Genomic DNA, 19,739 nt, shown 5'->3' on the forward strand with positions numbered 1-19,739 from the left:
ATGTCATCGATTAATAACTATTTAAACAACATCACCGGAGGAGGCAGTGCTTCGGAAGGTAGCTGGACTATTGGGAAAAGAATTTTCTTCCTGACCGCTTCCGCAGCGGTAGTAACACTGATACTCGGAGCCATTGCTTTATTCTCCCTGAGTAAAATTCAGAGTAACACCACTTCTTTATCTGATATTTCATTTAATGAGTGGGGAACTGCGGCAGCGTTTGAGACAGCAGTTCGAAAAGCAGGCTACGAACACCTGCAGTTCACAAATACCAATGACGTTTCCTATATGGAAACGGCTCTTTCCAGATTCGAAAAAATCTATGGCGAATACGGAGAGTTTGAAGAGTATGTAGAAGCATACGATCTGCCGGTATTGGAAGAAAACATGGTGGGCCTTAAAGAGGTAATTGAAAGCTATGAAAGCAACCTTCAGGCATATCTTGATGCTACCCTGGCACTGGAGAATAATACCGATCCGTCTGAACTGACAAAAGTGAGTAATGCCTTATTCGAATCAGAGAGAAATGCTGCTATCGATTATCAGGAGCTGCTGGATCGTTCAGTTGCAATCAATCAGGCTGCCGAAGATGGTGCACGAGCCCTTGCGAGCGACACTCAGACTACCGTAGATAATTATGTATGGATTATTAGTGTAGTAGCGGTGCTTTCGGTATTAGGAGTATTGGCATTCGGGTTCTTCATTGGAAGGTCGATCAGCAATACACTGAAAAGTATCATAAACAGACTGAAGAGCGGTTCTGAGCAAGTGAACGCTTCTTCTGAACAGCTGTCCGGCGCCAGCCAGCAATTGGCAGAAAGTGCCAGCGAGCAGGCGGCAAGTCTTCAGGAAACCACATCTTCTCTTGAAGAAATGGCAGCTCAAATCAAGCAAACCGATGATAACTCAAGTCAGGCTGAACTGGCCATGGATGAGTCGAAGCCGTTGGTTGAAAATGGTGTACAGGCCATGCAGCGTATGGTTCAGGCCATGAATGAAATCAAGAGTTCTGCCCAGGAAACATCCAAAATCATTAATACGATCGATGATATTGCTTTCCAAACCAACTTGCTTGCATTGAATGCTGCTGTAGAAGCTGCGCGGGCAGGAGAGGCCGGAAAAGGTTTTGCTGTGGTGGCCGAAGAAGTACGTAACCTTGCTCAGCGAAGTGCGGAAGCCGCTCAGAATACATCAGAGCTGATCCAGAAGTCGCAGGCAAGTTCAGATCGTGGTTCAAGTGTAGCCGAAGAAGTATCAGAAAACCTGAAAGCGATCGAGCAAAGTATCGCAAGCGTAAGCACGCTGGTTGTTGAAATTTCAGCGGCATCCAAAGAGCAGGCCGTAGGCATTGAACAAATGACCTCGGTAATGACTGAAATGGACAACGTGGTTCAGAACAACGCTTCTTCATCTGAAGAATCAGCCAGTGCTGCCGAAGAGCTTTCTTCTCAGGCTAATGAACTGAATACCATTATTGGCGAGTTGGTCGGACTTGTTGGCGGCGGAAGCTCAGCTAATATCGGAAACGGAACATTCATTCAGCAGTCGCAACAGCAGTCACCCATCAGCAAAACCCTTGCAAACGGTTTCGTTAATGGAAACGGCAAAGGCAAAGGCCATAACGGACACAGCAATGGTAACGGGAACGGGAATGGACATCACAACGGAAATGGATCAAACAGAGCTCATGCAAACGGGCATTCCAACGGTTCTTCCAAAAGAGTAGAAGCGCACGAATTAATCCCTTTCGAGGATGATGATGACTTCAGTGATTTCTAGCCAGGCCACTACATAAAAGTAACAACTTGCTGTAGAGGATCTGGTTTCCCGGATCCTCTATTCAAGTATAAATAACAGAGAGGTTAACATGGATCAAATACCAACAGACTTAGAGATCATTGAGGATATTTACTATCGCTACTATGATGAGTACAAGAAGTACGCTAAGGACGAACCGGACCGGATTGCCCGAATCCGCGTACCCGTAAACATCCAGGAAATAGCGGATGCTTGTGGTGTTGATGAAGACATGATCTTCGGGCGATTGTACTACCACTTCAACAAAAAGTACAGCTATAAGAATGAGGATGGAGACATTACCACATTCTTTATGTCCGAAAAGTTTGAAGGGCTGAGTGTGAACTACCCGTTGGTGTCGGCGGTATTGGCCGATCTGAGTTCAGAAAAAAAGCGAACCACTTTATTTATAACAATTTCTGCTGTGGCGGTGATGCTGTCGGTCGTTGCAGTGGTTCTGGCTCTGGTTCTTTGAGCCGGAATTTATTTACAGACGGTTTTATCAAATCTAATAGTTAGGAGCAGTAGGGATGAAGATAAATGTACTGATTGTTGAGGATGATGCTGCAATGAGAGTAGTGCTGAGAAGCACGGTACTTTCGGCAGATCTGGATGTTGAAGTGGCTGAAATTTTTGAAGCCGAAAATGGGAAGGAAGGACTGGAAGTCCTGGAAAAAGAAAAGGTAGATATGATGTTGGTTGACATCTACATGCCCATTATGGACGGACTGGAAATGCTGGATTATGCCCGCGACCATCCGAAGATGGCAGATATACCGGCCATCGTAGTTTCTTCCGAGAATAACGAAGACCGCATTGATGCCATTTTAAGGCAGGGGCTGGGTTTTGTGCATAAACCACTGACCCATCTTCTGCTGAAAGACAAAATCAGTGAGATGATTAATACTAAGAGAAGTGATGAAACCGGGTAAGGTTTCATTCACATATACAAAGCCGAGAACTAATTACACTGCCATGAGGAGATGAACGATGAAAAATTCTTCACCTAAGAAAAAACTCACCGAAGTTTTACAGAAGGGTGCGAAGCTTAATCCGGAGGGTAATAGTTGTCGGCTCAATTATTTGGAAACAAATTCTTCCCTTAAAGTTGAGGGGGATTCTGGGTTGAAGAATAAGATGGCCAAGGCACCCCTCCGTAAAATTCAAAAGAATAAACAGGAGCAACCTGAAAAAGAAATTTCGCTTCCCTCTCAAAGTAAAATAATCCGACTGATCAGAAATCACTCCGGTAATATGTTCCAACCGTCTTTTGGCGACCCTACAAAGCTGGGCGTGGCCAAAAATCCATATTACAAGTTCAGTAAAGTGGCAGAATTGAGCCCGGCGCTCATCCTTATTGCAGACAGGCAGGGGTTTATTGAGTATGCAAATCCAAGTTTTTTAAAACTCTCACAGTACAAAGAAGAAGAGGTAATTGGCTGCGGGCTCGAGATGTTCAAATCCAGCCTCGACTATCAACAGCAGTACACCGAATTGAAAACGGCGATAGGCAATGGTGAGGAATGGAAAGGGGAGCTGATTAATAATAAAAAAAGAGGCGGCACTTTCGTGTTTTCGGCTACGCTTACGCCGGTACGGAATGAATACGACTTTATCACGAGCTACATCATGGTTGGGCAGGATATTACTCCCTTTCGCGAGACTGAAAAGGAGTTGAAGATGGCGGTAGAGGAGAAAACGGTTCTTTTGTCAGAACTGCACCATCGCGTTAAAAATAACCTGGCTATTATATCGGGCCTCATGCAGTTACAAGCCTTCACCGAAGGCAACGAGAGCGTTCAGTCTAAACTGTATTCCAGCGTAGGGCGTGTTCAGGCTATGGCGAACATGCACGAGTTGTTGTATGAATCGGGGAGTTTCAGTCAGCTGGAATTTGGGCAGAACCTGAAGAAAATAGTTACCTCCATTTCTAAAATGTACTATGAGCTGACTCAAAAAATTGATGTAAAACTGGATGTGGAATCGGTGATGCTGAATATTAACCAGGCCCATCCCTGTTCGTTGATTATGAATGAGGTGATTACCAATGCGTACAAGCATGCCTTTACCAAAGCGGAGTCAGGCAAGATCCGCATTCAGCTTTATAACCAGGAACAAACGGTATATATATCCATTGCGGATAACGGTTCGGGCCTGCCGGAAGACTTTGACATTGACCGGGATAAAACCCTGGGGAATACCTTACTCAAAACCCTGGTAAAACAGCTGAACGGAACCTATCAATATATATCTGATGAGGGAGGTACCACCTTCACCCTGTGTTTTCAGAAAGAGAATATAAAGGGTTCAGCCGGGGCTCATTTACATTAGCCAAGTGCCGGTGTTAAAAGAAATTGCTTGAGGCTCCTTTTAATTCGGATACGGGTTTAAACTCAACGGTAAAACTGCTTCCCTTTTTGGGGTTATTACGCTCCAGATTGGCATTCAGCTGGCTGGCTAATGTTTTTAAAAGAGTAAAACCCAAAGAGGTAGAATGGTTCATATCAAAATCAGGAGGGAGCCCTATTCCATCATCGGAAAGAGTCAATTTGATGATTCCCTTTCCGGATTTGTTTAATGCAATGTTTATAATTCCTTTTTCCCTCCCTTTGAACGCGTGTTTATAACTATTGGTCAGCAACTCGTTTACAATTAATGCAAGGGGTATAGCCTGATTAATATTAAGCTGAATATCACTGACTTTTAATTTAATCCGGACATCAGTTTCGGTGGGTACGGAACTTTCAACATGTTGTACCAGCTTCTGTATATTCTCTTTCATGCTGATCTGGGAAAAGCTTTCAGACTGGTAAAGCTGCTCATGAATTAGAGATATGGATTTAATCCGGCTTTGGCTGTCCGACAGCAGGTTAAAGGTTTCTTCACTATCTGTCTGGAAGGCCTGCAGCTGAAGAAAACCGGATACCAGGGCGAGGTTATTCTTTACCCGGTGATGAATTTCCATGAGCATGGTTTCCTGATCATTGAGGGATTTCATCAAAGACTGTTCGGTAATTTTTTTGGCGTTAATGTCCTGAAAACTTCCATAAATCCTAACGCAGGTGTCTCCTGAAAACTCCGCCTTTCCCATGGCCCGAACCCACTTCTCGTTTCCTTTAGCGGTAATAATCTGCAGTTCCACATCGTAGGGCTCACCATTTTCAATGGCATTCTCAACTACTTCATTAATTCTTTCCCTGCTTTCACCTTCTTTATAAAACTTAAGAGCTTCATCCACGTTGGGTTTGTAATCTGTATCCACCTCATGGATTTGCTTGGTTGCCTCTGTCCAATGCAGCTCATTCTTAATTAAGTCATACTCCCAGGCACCAATCTTGGCTATTTCCTGTGCTTGGGAGTATAACTCCCGGGTGTGAACCTGATCTGAAATATCAATACCGGTACCCAGTATATAGTTGTTTCCGTTTTCCTCGAAGTGGGCTCCGGTCAGGTAATAGTAGGGTAATTTCCCGCTTTTGGTTCTAATCCTGGAGATTAGGCTGGCACTGCCTTCCGTAAAGGCTTTCTGTATAGCTTCAGTAACACGAGGTTGATCTTCCGGCTCATAAAAATCAATTGGGTTCATAGTATCAATCTCTTCCCTTGAATAGCCAAGAGTATTAATGAAGTCATCATTTATCCGCACGTAATTTCCATCCTCATCCAATACGTAGAACAATCCCGGGATGGAATTAATCGCCCGATCAATAAATCGTTTTTCCCACTTAAGCTCATCTTCAATTTTTTTTCGGTCGGTTATATTCAGTCCGGATCCAATTATGTATCTATTACCATTCAGCTCGTCAACAATTCCTGTAATCAGGAAGGGTATTTTATCTCCCTCTTTGGTAATAATGTTCAGTTCCGTTTCGGCTAGGCCGGTTTCAAAAGCCTCGTTAAAACTTTCCAGGGCCGCTTCATGGTCTTCAGTAGCTACAAAATTAAAGTAACTCTTTTGGAGCACCTCAGGATTATAATCCAGCATTTCCTGTAGCTGTTTATTGACCCGTTCAACCATGCCGTTCTCATTCAGGATGAAGAATATTCCCGGCAGGCTATTAACTATTTTCTCATTCAGTTTGGATTGCTGCTTCAGTTTCTCTTCATAGTTCTTACGATCCGAAATATCGCGCGTAGAGGTTTGTATTTCATAAACTTCCCCTGAATCAGGGTTTCTTAAGCTTTTACTGGTTGTTTCTACCCAATTCCATCCTCCTTTTTTTTGCCTTATGCGGTAAACTACGGTAGAGATGTCCTCAGATGTGGTGATATCGCGATGACTGTCTGCTATTTTTTCAAGATCATCAGGGTGGAAATAATCGTAGGCATTGGTGCCGAGTAACTCTTCAGGAGCATACCCCATTAATGTTTCAGAAGCTGGAGAGACATACAAATAAGTGCCATCCGGTGCATGTCTGGATATCATATCGGTTGAGTTTTTGGAAATCAGCCGATATCGTTCTTTTTCAGATTCAAGCAACTCTAAATTGTGCTTTCGCTCCAGCAAAAGGCTCATTTGATTACTCACATCTATCAGTACATCTTCAATCACCTTACATTGCTCTTCTTCTGTGCGAGAGTAAAACTCTAATACAATTTCGGTTCGCCCGTTTAGAGTGATGGGCAGCAAAAGTCCGGTTTTAATCCCGGCATTCAGAGCTTCATCTTTTCTCAGGTAGTTCTGTGTTATATTTTCATTCTGTAACCAAAGTGGTTCTTTTTGTGCTGCAACTTGCCCTACATATCCTTGCTTTTTCTTGAATACCAGGTTTTTAGTTTTGTGCAGAAAATTTTGAATGGACTTGCCCCGTACCGACTTAGATATTAAAGTGGATGACTTAAACAGAACAGATTCTTCATTCACATCTTTAACATAAATGTGGCCGATATCCCATCCCAGGTAGTCATTAATTCTTTCCAGGCAATCATTAAGTGATTGTTGATAAGAGGTATTATTATTTAAAATTTGGGCAATATCATTCTTCAGTTGCTCCACTTTCTGTTGATCTTGTAATTTGCGTTGGGCAGCTTTTCTTTCTCGGATGTCTCTTATAATACTATAGGATAATAATTGACCATCCGCTGTTTCAACGATCCTTGATGTGGTTTCTACCGGTATCTCAGATCCATCTTTATGTTTCATTACCATTTCACCTTTAAACTGGTAATTCTTCTGCCGGATTTGAAGTATTTCCTTTGTATTTATTTTATTCTCAAACAGGATATCGGAGCGTTTTAATTTTAGAAACTCTTTTTTTGAATACCCAAGCAGTTCACAAATAGAGGGGTTTACATCCAGAATTTCTCCCTCAGAATTGGGCAAGCCGATAATGATTCCGTCCAGGCTGGTTTCATATAATAAGCTATACCGTTCCTCTGATTTGCTTAACTTCAGCTCAGCTGTTCTTCTCTTATGGATTTCATGGGCTTCCATAAGAGCACGTTTGCATACCTGCACCAACCTTTCCTTAATATTGTTTTTTATAAGGAAATCAACAGCTCCTCTTTTAATAAGTTCCGCAGCTTTCTCATCACCTACAGTAGCTGAAACGATGATAAGAGGGGTATCCGGATGAAATTCATTCTTAAGGTCAATGGCATCAATGCCGGTTATATCAGGCAGGCGAAAATCGGAAATAATAAGATCCGGTTCATGTTCAGCAAGAGCATCTATATAGGTTTTACTGTTTTTTGTGAGAATGATTTCTTCGAAATGCTCTTTCGAACGTTCCAGGTACCGCTTCATTAAAGAAGCATCTGCCTTATTATCTTCAAGAATTAAAATGGTGTAACCCATGATACTGTTTTAGGGGTTTTGTTTGGTAATTAGTCGTTGGTTGGCTGATTGAGCAGAAGCCAGTACAGGCCAACCTCAGCTACGGAATCCATAAACTTACTGAAGTCTACCGGCTTCACGATGTAACTGTTCACTCCATATTCATAGCTTTGAACAATATCCTGTTCTTCTTTGGAAGAGGTCATGATTACCACCGGCAGCTTCTTAGTTACGGGGTTACTTCGAATCTCTTTGAGAACCTCAAGCCCATCTACCTTAGGCATTTTAAGATCCAGTAATACGACTTTAGGTTTATCGTTGATTGAGCGATCCGCGTATCTTCCTTTAGCAAACAGATATTCGAGGGCTTCTTCACCGTCTTTGACCCAAACAACTTTGTTGCTGAGCTTTTTTTTCTTGAGTGCTCTGAGGGTTAAGTCTGCATCTCGTTTATTATCTTCTACTAACAATATTTCTACTGATCGTTCTGTCATTATCCGTTGTATTTTTAATTAATGTCTGCCGGAAGTGAAAAGTATATGGTGGTGCCTTCTCCGGGGGTGCTATCGGCCCAGGTCTTCCCATTGTGCCGATTGATAATTCTGCAGACCAAAGCCAGTCCAATTCCTGTTCCTTCAAATTCGTCATCACTATGAAGGCGTTGAAAAACACCAAATAATTTATCGGCGTACTTCATGTCAAATCCTACTCCCTTGTCTTCTATGCTAAAAATGTAAACTTGATTTTCTTTGTCATGTTCCGAACGGATGTGAATTTCCGGGTCTTTGCCGGGCTCACAATACTTCAGGGCATTGTTCAACAGGTTTAACCATACTTGTTTTATCAGTCTGGAGTCAGCTTCAACTTCGGGTAAATCTTCAACCTCAATTACCGGGTCAGTATCCGGAAATACAGCCTTAGCTTCTTTAACGCATTCGTTTACCAAATATTTCATGGAAAACCTTGCGGCGCTTTTGCTTAGCCGGCTCATTCGTGAGAAGGAAAGAAGGTCGTCAATCAGTTCTCCCATTCGTTTGGACTCATCATTCAGAATGCTCAAAAACTCCTTTCCATCTTCATCCAATTTGTCATAATAATCTTCAAGCAGGAGGGAAGAGTAGCCATCAATAGCCCGCAGGGGTGCACGTAAATCATGAGAAACGCTGTAACTGAATGATTCCAGCTCCTTGTTTGCTTTTTCGAGCATTTCGGTGCGTTCTTCTACTTTCTTCTCCAACGTTTCGTTTAACTTCGATAGCTCTTCATTTACCAGCAAGTGATCGGTGGCAAGAGCGATTTTATAGGCAAGTTCATCTAACAGGATAGAGGCATCTTCTACCCACTCGGTTTGTTCACCTGATAAGAGAAGGGTCATGGTTCCAATTTCCCTGTCTTGTACCAATAGGGGTTTTATGAGAACGGATTCAATTTCCAGGGCTTCAACCTGGTCGGCCAGCTCAGGTTGTGTGAGATACTCATCGATAAGTTGATCACTGATTTCGGGAATGAACACCTGTTTCTTTGAAGAGAGTACTTCAGAAAGGAAAGAAGAGGAATAAAACATATCAGGATTTGTCTCATGGAGTCTTTGGGCAATTTCTTCCTTCTTTTTATCCCTGTGCCGGGTAACCACACGCTGAAGTTGGTCGTCAATCAGTAAGTCGAATGAACATAAGTCTGCAATCTCTTCTACCATTACGGCAGCTACCTTTTCGAGTGTTTCCGCCGCCGTATTACCGGCCTCCAAAAAAATGGTGTTAATCCTGGATAAAAATTGCAGCCGTGAATTTATTAGCTGAAGCTGTTCTCTTTCCCTTTTTTCTTTTTCGTAAAGCTCTTCAAGTTTACCTTCAGCTTCTTTTAACTCCGTGATATCGGTAGCAATTCCGCAAATGCTGTTCTCATATCCCGGTATATCTAAAAGAGGATACTTTACTGTATAATAAGTTTTGGAGCCATCTACGGTTGGAATGATTTCTTCAAACCGCTTTGCAGTTCTACTTTCTAAAACTTGTGTATCATCTTCAATTAGCTGTTTGGCCAATTCCGGCTCAAATAGATTTCGGTCGGTTTTACCGATTACTTGCTGCCCGGTAAACCCAAGGTCTTGTTTAAATTTTTCATTTACCAGTTTATACGGGCCGTCCACATCTTTCACAAAAATAATGGATTCGGACTGTTGCGTAATGGCATCAAGCAACATCTTTTGTTGCAATAACTGTTCTTGTGCCTTATGCTGTTTGGATATATCAATTCCAAGCCCAATCAGGTAAGGTTCACCATATAGCGTTGATGTGCTCGCACTGAAGTAAAACGGGATACGATCGCCGTTTTTGGTGATCAGATTGGTTTTTAGTTCTGCTTTCCCGGTTTTAAAACCTTCAGCAATGGCCTTTTTTATTTTGGGATGATCTTTAGGATCGAAATACCTGAATGCGGAACTTTTAGCAATTTCCTGAGAGGAATATCCGGTTATCGTTTCCAGGTTTTTATTCCACCGTAGAGTTTTACCCTCTTGGTTGATCACATAAAAAGTGCCGGGCAGGTTTTGGGTAACCGCAGTAAGTAGTTCTTTCTCATTCTCAAGCCGCTCTTTGGCATCTACATATTCTGTTACATTTTGGGCTAATACCAATCTTAAGTTTGAATCACCGTTTTTAACAGGGGAACTAAGTATTCTGACATGAACGGGAGTCCCGTCTTTTCTGAGGTGACTTACTATCCCGGCATCATTAAATCCCTTCTCATGCTTATCCAGCTCTTGTTCTAATTTTTCAATTTCTGATTCAGGTCGAAGGTCTCTGATTGTCAGTTTCAGAAACTCTTCTTTAGTATAACCATATAGCTTAAGGGCAGACGGATTTATATCCACAATGCTTAAATCATCCCGGTCATAAATAAGCATTGGGTTGGGATTTTCTAAAAAAAGTAGTTCCATGTAATAGTATGCTGAATCCTAAGGCATTTCTAATATTAACATATTTTAATAAAACTGCAATTTTTTGATGCCCAGTCATTTATGCATATAAAACGATGATCTGAAAACTTTTACAAATAAAATCAGAACGAAAAAAAAGAGGAACTCGGTTAAAGTTCCTCTTTCGTTTTGGGGGTTACCCTAACAGTATTGGCCGAGGCTGCTTATCTGCGGTCAATATTTGCAATAAGGTTTGTAAGGCGTTCCTGGTAGGCGGTGTACATCAGTCCGCTGTCTTTGTTATCGCTTACCACTTCATTTAGTTCCCGAAGGTGGGAGTCGGCCGTTTCAATTTCATTCACAAGGTCCTGAAAAGTAGTTGAAAATGAGTTGGCATCGTCGTTCATACGGGCTACTTCCACCTTTCCGGTAATATGAATAAACCGAAGTACCAGTAAGAATCGCTCAATGTCTTTCACTCCGTTCATCAGGTCGCGAAGATAAGCCGGCACTTTTCCAATTCCCTTACTGATGACATCTAACCGAGGCATAAAGGCATCATACAACAAATTTATAACTTCATCAGATTTAATCAGGGATATCTCTTTCTCAAATTTGCGTTTTTCCAGCTCTTTGAAGAAATCAATGGTCATCTCAACTTGTATCTTAGAAGAAATAATTTCGAAATTCATTTCCGCAATCAGGTCGCTTAAATGATGGATATTTTCCTTCATATTGATGAGCCGCTTTTCCCCATCCACCGACTGCTCACCCATTTTTTCGGCTACAACCGATAGCGACATATCGTCCTGATCCAGCTTTGAAGAACTGATCTGTGCATTCAGGGAAAGCAACAGTATAGAACGAGCCAGTTTCAGGATGTAATCGGAGTGCCCGATCAGGGCGTTATGAATGTTTTGCAGGTTCTCCAGGCCCAGCACCAGTTCACTGAGTATCGTTTCAACTTTTACCAGAACAGGGGGCACGATGTGTTTTTCGGTCTTTTTCTTCTCCTCCGACATACCTTGGCTAAGGATGCTTTCGCGGTAGCTCATTTCTTTCTGAAGCGCATTCCACATGAACTCCCGGTAGTCTGCAAAGCCTTCTTTCTTGAGCAGGTTCAACAGGAAAGCCCGGGATTCTTCCATGGCTTTTTTCTTATCTCCCAGCTGCTGTTCTTTTCGCTTCTCAAATTGCAGGGTTTTGGCATAGCATTCTTTAACGGTATTAAAAAGCTCGCTCCCCGGTTTTAAACGAATGGATAAGTACCCGCCTTTGCATGGGAAAGCCAGTGCCAGCACCCAATAATAAGAGCCATCTTTTGCCATGTTTTTAACATAGGCAGCAACCGGTTTGCTGGCATTCAGATGATCCCAAAAGATGTTGAAGACCGACCGGGGCATATCCGGGTGGCGAATTAATTTATGCAGCTGCCCGATTACTTCTTCCTTTTCATATTTACTTATTCGTACAAAAACTTCGTTGGCATAAGTAATATTCGATTTTGGATCGGTAACAGAGAAGAACAGTTCCTCAAAAGTAAACGGACTTTCCTGGTTAACGGGAACCGGTTTTTTGAGGTCTTTAATCTTTTCAGTCGTCAATTCTTCAGTTAACATATGGATGGCTTCCTTTGTTGAATGTATTCGGATCAGTATCGTAATACTTACCCATTTGTTTTATCGGTTGAATTCGAGAAAACATTAATTTTCAGAAGCTATGAGAAATAAAAAGTGCGAACTACGGTAATTCGGAACTCAGCTGAGCGATTCATCTTCCGCACACGAATGCTCAGCTATTCAGGCAGGCACAAACTAAAGGTGATCTTCTCATCATCATTAGTAGATAAGAAAATAGTTCCACTAAGCTGACGGGCGTAGAGCAAGGCCAGAGTCAATCCAATACCAAGTCCGTTTGCTTTATCAGTCACAAACGGGCTAAATATATTGTCAGCGATATCTTTGGGAATAGCCGGGCCGGGATTTGAAATCTGGATCAGTCTTTCGGAAGGTACGGAAACAGTAACAGTGTTATCCGCTCCATGCTGAAGGCCATTTTGAATTAAAAGCTCAAGGATGTTTTTGAGGCTGGAAGGATTTCCCTTGAACTCAAAGTCCGGATCTATAGCTTGTACATTGATGCGTTTCTGAACGTCTGCGGGGTAGTCAAGCAAGATGCTTTCGACTAATTTCTCAGCTTTCAGGGAGGTGGATTCCTCGTCATCTTCCATCGCATTTGGGTCGATGGTGTAAAGGATTTCCAGCTCATCCATCATATCATACAGGCGGTTGATGCCCTTATCAATCAGGTCGAAATATTTTTCTTGCTGTTCATTCTCGTTGTACTCATTCAGTAAATCAACATAGCCGGTTATACCGGTAAGGGGAGAACGGAACCGGTGGAGCATAACGGCAATCATATTTCTCCATGAGGCTAAGGTTTCCTCATCCGGAACTTCATTCCGTTGTTTAAAAACGATGAGAGTGTATTCTTCATCTCTCCATGTAAATGCCCGTTCATCAAAGCTCAGCCATTGATTTTGAAGGCAGGCAACCGGTTCCTTAGAGATATTCTCATCAACTATAGTAACGGCTTGCTCAAAACTCTGACCTAACAGTTCATCAACACTGGAAGAAGGATGAGTGGCAAAACAGATTTCCCGGTTATTACGATGTAAAACCAAAAGGGGTGCTGAATACCCGTTAAATAGGTCTTTTATGATCTGCATTAATGTATGCTCCGAAGTTGTGTAATGGTAACCATCAATCTGCTTAAATGCATTAAGGGGTTCAACTGCCAAATCTGGTGTACAAATTTCTTGCCGTAAAGTCATCATTGTAGCTTTGCTTTGATTCTGTTCTTGTTGTTTCACCGGTTATCAGCGATCCCCTTTGCACCTTAAATGAATTCGGAAAGACGGAAAAATTTGCCATGAAGCGGTCAATTCTACTCCTGTATTTTCCGATTGTTCCTGAAAAAAATGGATATCAGGTATTTGAGAGAGATTTAGGTGAGCTGGCACAGCAATTGCAATTATCCGTGCGAGTGACTCACAACCAAAGCAAAATTTCAATGAACTTTATCGATAGTAATCATAGTCAAATGCTGGCCCGGGCGATGGATACCTATTCACTTCGCCAAAAAGTGACGGCTTCTAACATTGCCAATGCCGACACGCCTAATTATAAAAGGCATGAAGTGCTTTTTGAAGAAGAACTTCAGCAGGCCCAGCTGGATGAAGGCATCAGCGGCATGAAAGCCGTAACACCATCAATTGTACAAACAGATGAAAGCGTGACATTGGAAGATGAGATGATTGAAATGGCCGATACGCAAATTCGGGTACAAATGGTTACCCGTTCGCTTCGCCATCACTTCAGTCTTCTTAAATCCGGAATTACAGGCATTAACCGATAAAACCCATTCAGATGCTCCCAGATAGATTATCATCAACATTTCAAACCGCCGCTCAGGGCCTGGCCTTACAACGCGAGCGGATTTCCGTGGCATCGCAAAATATTGCTAATGCTCAAACTTCGGCACCCGCAGGCTCCGAGAATGTTTATCGGCCAAAACGGGTACAATCTTTAGCTCCGGACCAACAAAAATTTCTACAGGTCCTTTCCGAGAGCGTTTCTTCACTTACAAGAACCAACCCAAAGCACATGGCTACCGGTGTTGGAAATAGTCCTAATGGTGAGAAAGCAACCGGGCTGGGTCCGGAGTTTCATGTAAGCGAACAGAACAAATTCCGCTACGAGTATGATCCCAACCACCCCGATGCCGATGAAAACGGGATGGTAAAATATCCGGACATCGACATGGTGCGCGAAATGACGGAAATGGTAAGTGCCAATCGTCTGTATGAAGCCAATTTGAGTAGCATCGAAGCTGAAAAAGAAATTATTAAACGATCACTGGAGATCTGATACCATGAACAGTATTAATTCTATCTATACCCAACAAGCAGGACAAGTAAGCCGAAACACAGCCTTGAGAAGTGCAGCCGGCTCGCAAGATTTACCCAAGTTAACCCAGGATGAATCTTCTCTGATCAACCAAGAATTTACCGCTGAGAAAAAAGCCGCGATGAACATTTATTCGGTCGATGGAAAAGTGAATCAGCATGAGTTGTCGCGCGGAAGAAATATAGACACCCGAATTTAAAAGAAGGAAACAGGTAAGAAAAAGCCATGCAGAGCCCAGTACAATTAAACGGATTACAGTTACCCAAGGATATTGAAATTACCCCGAAGCATTATGAGATCGCGGTAGATGATATTGAAAAAGATTCCTTTGCTGATATGCTTTCCAACGCGATCAACGGGGTAGATACAACGATGAAAACTTCTGAATCAAAGATGCAGGATTACGTGGCCGGTAAAACCGACAACGTTGCGGACGTGATGATCTCAATGCAGCGTGCTCAGCTGAGCTTCCAGATGATGGTTGAAGTGCGCAACAAAGCCATTGAGACCTACAATGAAATAAGCAGAATGCAAATATAAGGACAGCCCTAAATGAATAAGTATGTAGAAAGTTTTCAGGAGTTTTTTGGTCCGCTGAGTAATGCCCAGCGTGCCATGTTTGTGGTGCTGATGCTGGTGGTGCTCACCATCATCGGGGGCGTGTTTTACTGGTCGCAACAGGAGGAGAACGTGCTCCTGTTTGGATCTCTTCAGCCTGAGGTAGCCCAGGAAATTGTAACCGAACTGAATAATCGGGGAATCAACTACGAGCTGCAGGAAAGCGGCCGCGCTATTTATGTAGCCAGCGATAAGGTTCACGAACTGCGGCTGGAGCTGGCCCCGATGGGCGGTAGTTTCTCGGACGTAAAAGGCTACGAGCTTTTTGATACCAATGCGCTTGGTATGACCGACTTTATGCAACAGGTAAATAAAAAGCGGGCTCTTGAAGGGGAGTTGGCCCGGTCTATCAACAGCCTGGAGCAGGTTGAGTTTTCCCGCATCCATTTGGTGCTGCCCGAGCGTTCTCCTTTTGAAGATGTCTCCGTGGAGGCCTCGGCATCGGTAATCCTGAACCTGAAAAAGGGACAAGCTCTCAAAAAAGAACAAATTGAAGGGATAACCTCTCTGATTGCCGGTAGTGTGGAAGGACTGGAATCGGCCAACGTAACTGTACTCGATCAGGCCGGAAACAGGCTGACCGATGAAATTGATTATGAATCAGAACTCGCTTTCGGATCATCCCAAATGCAGCTTCGCCAAAAAACGGAAGCTTACCTGACTGAACGGGGACAGTCGATGCTGGATCGGGTTCTGGGAGCCGGCAACAGTATTCTCCGGGTTTCGGTTGAACATGATTTTGACCGAGTTGTGCGGGAGTCTGATTTAATTGACCCCGACAGCCGAACCGTTATTTCAGAAGAGAAAAGGGAACAAACCAATAACGATGAGGTCATGGAGCCGGTTGCCGGGAATGTGACAAACAACAACCAGACCGGTTCGGTGGTGGTTGCCAGCAATAACAACGGGTCAACGGTTCAAACCAGAAATTACGAGGTAAACCGAACCCGGGAAGTTTTTGAGAAAACTCAGGGTGAGTTAAAGATGGTGTCGGCTTCGGTGCTGCTGAACTACAAACAGCGGTTTGAAGAAGGCGAAGAGGGAGAGCAAACGCTGGTAAGTGAGCCATACTCTGAGCAGGAAGTGGAAGAATTTAAGGAAGTTGTGAAGGTAGCCCTGGGTATTCAGGACAGCCGAGGAGATCAGCTCACGGTAAAACAGGTTGAGTTCTTTGATAAGCATCCGATTGACAGCGGCGACTTTTTTACCGGCCAGCCTACCTTCACCAATAACATTTTACGATGGTCTCTCATCGGGATCACCTTCGTGGTCGTGATTCTGCTGATTAACAGCCTGAAGAAGAAATCCGGAATAGATGAACTCAGAACGATGAGTAATTTTGAAGCAGGCGATCAGCTTGAGGGTGGTGAAAAGCAAGGTTCACTTCCGGGAGAAAGTTCTGCGGCAAATCAGCTTGAAGGGGCTGAAGGCAACCCGGGCACAGAGGGTGAAGAACAAGCTAAGCAGCTTCCGGAGAAGAAATACAACAAAGACGAAATTGTGAATTTTGTTGAATTGAAACCGGCTGAAGCCGCTCAGGTTATGAGAGCAATGATAGCATCAGAAGAAAATTAACAGAGAAAAATGGCAACTACTACAAAAAGTAAACCCGGTGTTTTTAATGATATTTCGGACTTAAGCGGTCCTCAAAAGGCAGCTGTGTTTATCATGAGTATTGGTACTCGCACCGCAGCAACCATGATGAAATCACTGAGTGAAACCGAAATCGAGAAAATCACTCTCGAGATTGCAAAGATCAAAGATGTAAAAGCGGAAGTCGTGGATGCCGTTCTACAGGAGTATTATGCCCTGATGGAAGTGAAGCAATACATGCTGAATGGTGGTGTAGATGCCGCCGAAGATCTGCTTGCTCAATTGGGAGACAGCGCTAACTCCGAAAAAATGCTGAAGCGACTTAAAGCACAGTCGGGCAGTACGGTTTTTGATGAATTTCAGCAGACTAAAATCACACAAATTGCCTCCTTTATTCAGAATGAACATCCGCAGGTGGCAGCGCTGATTTTTTCTCAGCTGAATGTTGAGAAGTCGGCCGAAATACTTGGGTATCTCGACAAAGAACTGCAGGCAGATATTGTGTACCGCCTGGCCAGTATGGATAAAATTTCCAGTGAGGTAATCGAAGAAATTGAGGAAGTGATCAAAGAACATATGGGCGGTATGGATACCCTTGGAGACCGCGTGAAAAGCGGAACCAACATTGTGGCCCAAATTCTTAACGGTTCTGATATTACCGTTGAGCGCCATGTGCTGGAGACTATCGGAGAAAGAGACGAGCAAATGGCCAGCGACATCAAGGAGCAAATGTTCTTGTTCGAGGATATTCTGCACTTCGACGACCGTACCGTTCAGCTTATCATCAACGAGATGGAAAAAGCCGATATGGTTATGGGACTTAAAGGGGTGGATGAAGCCCTGGCAAATAAATTCCTCAAAAACATGTCGAACCGTGCGGCCGATATGTTACGTGAAGATATGGATGCCCTTGGTCCGGTTGCCTTGAAAGATGTGAAAGAAGCGCAACAGCGTATCATCAAGAAGATAAAAGAACTGGAAGAAGACGGCCAGATTTCTACCCGTAAGATGGATGAAGAAGAGATAGTTGAGTAAGCAGAATGAGAACTCAGAAGGTCTTACAAAATAATCAAATAAGCTGGTTTAATGAGGGCAGCAAGCGCCTGAATTACCAGATGATTTTCAACGAAAGTGAGGTTAAAAACGAAGAAGATGAATACACGGAAGAAACGACAGATATTAATGAGCTACTTGATGAAAGAGATGCCCGTTGGAAAAGAAAGCTTGAACAGGTTCGCAATGAAGCTTACGCTGAAGGATTTGATGCAGGCCAGGCTGAAGGCATAGAAGCGGCCCGGGCTGAGATCGATGAAAAGCTTTCAGTGGTCAGGGAGGCTTTGGAGCAAGCTCATGAGGAGTGGAAAAGCCGCCAACAGATATTGGAGCCAGGCTTGTTGGATATGGTTTTCGAGATTAGTGAATCTATTCTCGGTATCCCGGTTGAAAATCCCTCAATAAGAGAATCCCTTGAGGAAAAATTAGCTCCGCTGCTGCAAAAGATTAACGAGCAGTCGAAGCCCATTCTTTGGGTTTGCGAAGATGACCTGGAATTTGTGCAGGCACTGAAAGACGATTTTTCCAAAAGCATGGTACTGAACATGCAGGTCTCAGAAGAATGCAATCCCGGCGAGTTCCGGCTGGAAACCCAGGAAGAAACAGTGGTTCACAATTTCAGGGAAATGCTCGATGAATTTAAAAAGACATTGGCCCTGCCATCATGGAAATAGCTGACATGCCCTCCTTACAAAAGCACTTCGATACCATTCGTGGAAAAATCAGCGGTGAGCTGAACCAGGTAAAGAGGTTTGGTAAAGTATCTTCCATCATCGGTACTATCATTGAATGTACCGGACTGGAAGCCTCGGTTGGGGAAGTGTATGGCATCCATACCGTTATGGATACCATTGTGCCCGCCGAAGTAGTGGGGTTGAAGGAAGGGAAAACTCTGCTTATGCCTTACGACCGCGTAGTAGGTATGAAAGCCGGCTGCAAAGTGGAAAGTATGGGGCAATCGCTGAACGTGCCGGTTGGTTTTGAGATGCTGGGCCGTGTAGTGGATACCAACGCCGAGCCCATAGACGGGAAAGGACAAATTCGTGTAACCGGGCAAATGCCGGTACATAACGACCCACCCGCTCCGCTTGACCGTGCCCCCATCAACGACATTATGTTTACAGGCATCCGGGCATTGGATGCTTTAAATACGGTGGGAACCGGGCAGCGAATCGGACTTTTTGCCGGCTCCGGTGTGGGTAAATCCGTTTTAATGGGGATGATAGCCAAGCATTCCTCGGCCGATATCAATGTGATTGCTCTGATTGGTGAGCGTGGCCGTGAGGTTCAGGAATTTATCCAAGATACCCTGGGCGAAGAAGGGCTGGCGCGGTCGGTTGTGGTGGCGGCAACCTCAGATAGCGCGGCCATGAGTCGGGTAAAAGGAGCATTCACGGCAACGGCTATTGCGGAATATTTCCGCGACCAAGGAAAAAATGTCCTCTTGATGATGGATTCTGTGACCCGGGTTGCCATGGCACAACGAGAAATTGGACTGGCTTCAGGGGAGCCCCCAACCACCAAAGGATACACTCCAAGTGTGTTCACCATACTCCCGAAATTGCTCGAACGACCGGGTAAAACACACAAGGGAAGCATCACCGGATTGTACACCGTATTGGTTGATAATGACGATATGAACGAGCCCATTGCTGATGCTGTACGTTCCATTTTAGACGGCCATATCGTGCTTTCCCGACGTTTAGCGCATAAAAATCATTATCCGGCCATTGATATCCTCGAAAGTATTTCGCGGGTTATGACCAAGATTGTAACACCCGAACAACGACAAATTGCGATGAAAGCACGGGAGCTGTTGGCTACCTACCGAGAGGCCGAAGACCTGATCAATATTGGTGCTTATGTGAAAGGTTCAAACCCAAAAATTGATGAATCCATAAAAAAACATCCGGGTTTGGAATCATTTTTGATACAAGACTTAAACGAAACAGATTTCAGCGATGATCTCTGGGATACGCTAAAGAAAATTATTGAATAAAAATCACGAGCAACAGAC

At 43.7% G+C, this 19,739-nt stretch carries 17 protein-coding genes; 12 read left to right on the forward strand and 5 right to left on the reverse strand.

Features of this window, described 5'->3' with window-relative positions:
- The 4 genes from JJ941_RS02780 (at position 1) to JJ941_RS02795 (ending at position 4,128) form a co-directional block, all read left to right on the forward strand.
- Positions 1 to 1,779, forward strand: a complete 1,779-nt coding sequence (locus JJ941_RS02780) for a methyl-accepting chemotaxis protein (RefSeq protein ID WP_290962106.1) — start codon at positions 1 to 3, stop codon at positions 1,777 to 1,779.
- Between the two features lie 88 nt (positions 1,780 to 1,867).
- A complete protein-coding gene (locus JJ941_RS02785) occupies positions 1,868 to 2,272 on the forward strand; it encodes a hypothetical protein (RefSeq protein WP_290962108.1) in 405 nt (134 codons plus the stop codon).
- A gap of 55 nt (positions 2,273 to 2,327) precedes the next feature.
- Complete coding sequence (locus tag JJ941_RS02790; protein WP_290962110.1) at positions 2,328 to 2,729, forward strand: response regulator; 402 nt, start codon at positions 2,328 to 2,330, stop codon at positions 2,727 to 2,729.
- A gap of 205 nt (positions 2,730 to 2,934) precedes the next feature.
- The gene (locus JJ941_RS02795) at positions 2,935 to 4,128 is read left to right on the forward strand and encodes a histidine kinase dimerization/phosphoacceptor domain -containing protein (RefSeq protein ID WP_290962112.1); all 1,194 of its coding nucleotides are present in this window, start codon (positions 2,935 to 2,937) and stop codon (positions 4,126 to 4,128) included.
- Positions 4,129 to 4,141: 13 nt separating this feature from the next.
- On the opposite strand, the gene JJ941_RS02800 is transcribed toward JJ941_RS02795, so the two are convergent.
- From JJ941_RS02800 to JJ941_RS02820, 5 genes are all read right to left on the reverse strand, one after another.
- Complete coding sequence (locus tag JJ941_RS02800; protein WP_290962114.1) at positions 4,142 to 7,594, reverse strand: PAS domain S-box protein; 3,453 nt, start codon at positions 7,592 to 7,594, stop codon at positions 4,142 to 4,144.
- 29 nt (positions 7,595 to 7,623) lie between these two features.
- Positions 7,624 to 8,067, reverse strand: coding sequence for a response regulator (locus tag JJ941_RS02805; RefSeq protein WP_290962116.1), 444 nt, complete (start codon positions 8,065 to 8,067; stop codon positions 7,624 to 7,626).
- Between the two features lie 14 nt (positions 8,068 to 8,081).
- The gene (locus JJ941_RS02810) at positions 8,082 to 10,511 is read right to left on the reverse strand and encodes a PAS domain S-box protein (RefSeq protein WP_290962118.1); all 2,430 of its coding nucleotides are present in this window, start codon (positions 10,509 to 10,511) and stop codon (positions 8,082 to 8,084) included.
- 203 nt (positions 10,512 to 10,714) lie between these two features.
- The gene (locus JJ941_RS02815) at positions 10,715 to 12,109 is read right to left on the reverse strand and encodes a PAS domain-containing protein (RefSeq protein WP_290962120.1); all 1,395 of its coding nucleotides are present in this window, start codon (positions 12,107 to 12,109) and stop codon (positions 10,715 to 10,717) included.
- Between the two features lie 176 nt (positions 12,110 to 12,285).
- Positions 12,286 to 13,218, reverse strand: a complete 933-nt coding sequence (locus JJ941_RS02820) for a HAMP domain-containing sensor histidine kinase (protein WP_290962122.1) — start codon at positions 13,216 to 13,218, stop codon at positions 12,286 to 12,288.
- Positions 13,219 to 13,421: 203 nt separating this feature from the next.
- On the opposite strand from JJ941_RS02820, the gene JJ941_RS02825 reads away from it, so the two are divergent.
- From JJ941_RS02825 to JJ941_RS02860, 8 genes are read left to right on the forward strand one after another with little or no spacing between them, the layout of a single operon-like run.
- A complete protein-coding gene (locus JJ941_RS02825) occupies positions 13,422 to 13,907 on the forward strand; it encodes a flagellar basal body protein (RefSeq protein ID WP_290962123.1) in 486 nt (161 codons plus the stop codon).
- Positions 13,908 to 13,918: 11 nt separating this feature from the next.
- Positions 13,919 to 14,419, forward strand: a complete 501-nt coding sequence (locus JJ941_RS02830) for a flagellar basal body rod C-terminal domain-containing protein (RefSeq protein ID WP_290962125.1) — start codon at positions 13,919 to 13,921, stop codon at positions 14,417 to 14,419.
- A gap of 4 nt (positions 14,420 to 14,423) precedes the next feature.
- Complete coding sequence (locus JJ941_RS02835) at positions 14,424 to 14,657, forward strand: hypothetical protein (RefSeq protein WP_290962127.1); 234 nt, start codon at positions 14,424 to 14,426, stop codon at positions 14,655 to 14,657.
- Positions 14,658 to 14,683: 26 nt separating this feature from the next.
- A complete protein-coding gene (gene fliE / locus JJ941_RS02840; protein ID WP_290962128.1) occupies positions 14,684 to 14,998 on the forward strand; it encodes a flagellar hook-basal body complex protein FliE in 315 nt (104 codons plus the stop codon).
- 12 nt (positions 14,999 to 15,010) lie between these two features.
- A complete protein-coding gene (gene fliF / locus JJ941_RS02845) occupies positions 15,011 to 16,651 on the forward strand; it encodes a flagellar basal-body MS-ring/collar protein FliF (RefSeq protein WP_290962129.1) in 1,641 nt (546 codons plus the stop codon).
- 9 nt (positions 16,652 to 16,660) lie between these two features.
- Positions 16,661 to 17,704 (forward strand): flagellar motor switch protein FliG, encoded by a 1,044-nt coding sequence (gene fliG / locus JJ941_RS02850; protein WP_290962131.1) that lies wholly within the window; start codon positions 16,661 to 16,663, stop codon positions 17,702 to 17,704.
- Between the two features lie 5 nt (positions 17,705 to 17,709).
- Entirely contained in the window at positions 17,710 to 18,396 is a 687-nt protein-coding gene (locus JJ941_RS02855; protein ID WP_290962139.1) for a FliH/SctL family protein, read from the forward strand.
- A gap of 59 nt (positions 18,397 to 18,455) precedes the next feature.
- On the forward strand, positions 18,456 to 19,721 hold the full coding sequence (locus tag JJ941_RS02860) for a FliI/YscN family ATPase (RefSeq protein ID WP_366069238.1): 1,266 nt from the start codon (positions 18,456 to 18,458) through the stop codon (positions 19,719 to 19,721).
- The last annotated feature ends 18 nt before the right edge of the window (positions 19,722 to 19,739 follow it).

Source organism: Gracilimonas sp. (assembly GCF_017641085.1).
GTDB lineage: Bacteria > Bacteroidota > Rhodothermia > Balneolales > Balneolaceae > Gracilimonas.

Coding starts and splice junctions, on each gene's coding strand:
- JJ941_RS02780 (WP_290962106.1), top strand. CDS start 1: ATGTCATCGATTAATAACTATTTAAACAACATCACCGGAGGAGGCAGT.
- JJ941_RS02785 (WP_290962108.1), top strand. CDS start 1,868: ATGGATCAAATACCAACAGACTTAGAGATCATTGAGGATATTTACTAT.
- JJ941_RS02790 (WP_290962110.1), top strand. CDS start 2,328: ATGAAGATAAATGTACTGATTGTTGAGGATGATGCTGCAATGAGAGTA.
- JJ941_RS02795 (WP_290962112.1), top strand. CDS start 2,935: ATGGCCAAGGCACCCCTCCGTAAAATTCAAAAGAATAAACAGGAGCAA.
- JJ941_RS02800 (WP_290962114.1), bottom strand. CDS start 7,594: ATGGGTTACACCATTTTAATTCTTGAAGATAATAAGGCAGATGCTTCT.
- JJ941_RS02805 (WP_290962116.1), bottom strand. CDS start 8,067: ATGACAGAACGATCAGTAGAAATATTGTTAGTAGAAGATAATAAACGA.
- JJ941_RS02810 (WP_290962118.1), bottom strand. CDS start 10,511: ATGGAACTACTTTTTTTAGAAAATCCCAACCCAATGCTTATTTATGAC.
- JJ941_RS02815 (WP_290962120.1), bottom strand. CDS start 12,109: ATGTTAACTGAAGAATTGACGACTGAAAAGATTAAAGACCTCAAAAAA.
- JJ941_RS02820 (WP_290962122.1), bottom strand. CDS start 13,218: ATGCAGATCATAAAAGACCTATTTAACGGGTATTCAGCACCCCTTTTG.
- JJ941_RS02825 (WP_290962123.1), top strand. CDS start 13,422: ATGAAGCGGTCAATTCTACTCCTGTATTTTCCGATTGTTCCTGAAAAA.
- JJ941_RS02830 (WP_290962125.1), top strand. CDS start 13,919: ATGCTCCCAGATAGATTATCATCAACATTTCAAACCGCCGCTCAGGGC.
- JJ941_RS02835 (WP_290962127.1), top strand. CDS start 14,424: ATGAACAGTATTAATTCTATCTATACCCAACAAGCAGGACAAGTAAGC.
- fliE (WP_290962128.1), top strand. CDS start 14,684: ATGCAGAGCCCAGTACAATTAAACGGATTACAGTTACCCAAGGATATT.
- fliF (WP_290962129.1), top strand. CDS start 15,011: ATGAATAAGTATGTAGAAAGTTTTCAGGAGTTTTTTGGTCCGCTGAGT.
- fliG (WP_290962131.1), top strand. CDS start 16,661: ATGGCAACTACTACAAAAAGTAAACCCGGTGTTTTTAATGATATTTCG.
- JJ941_RS02855 (WP_290962139.1), top strand. CDS start 17,710: ATGAGAACTCAGAAGGTCTTACAAAATAATCAAATAAGCTGGTTTAAT.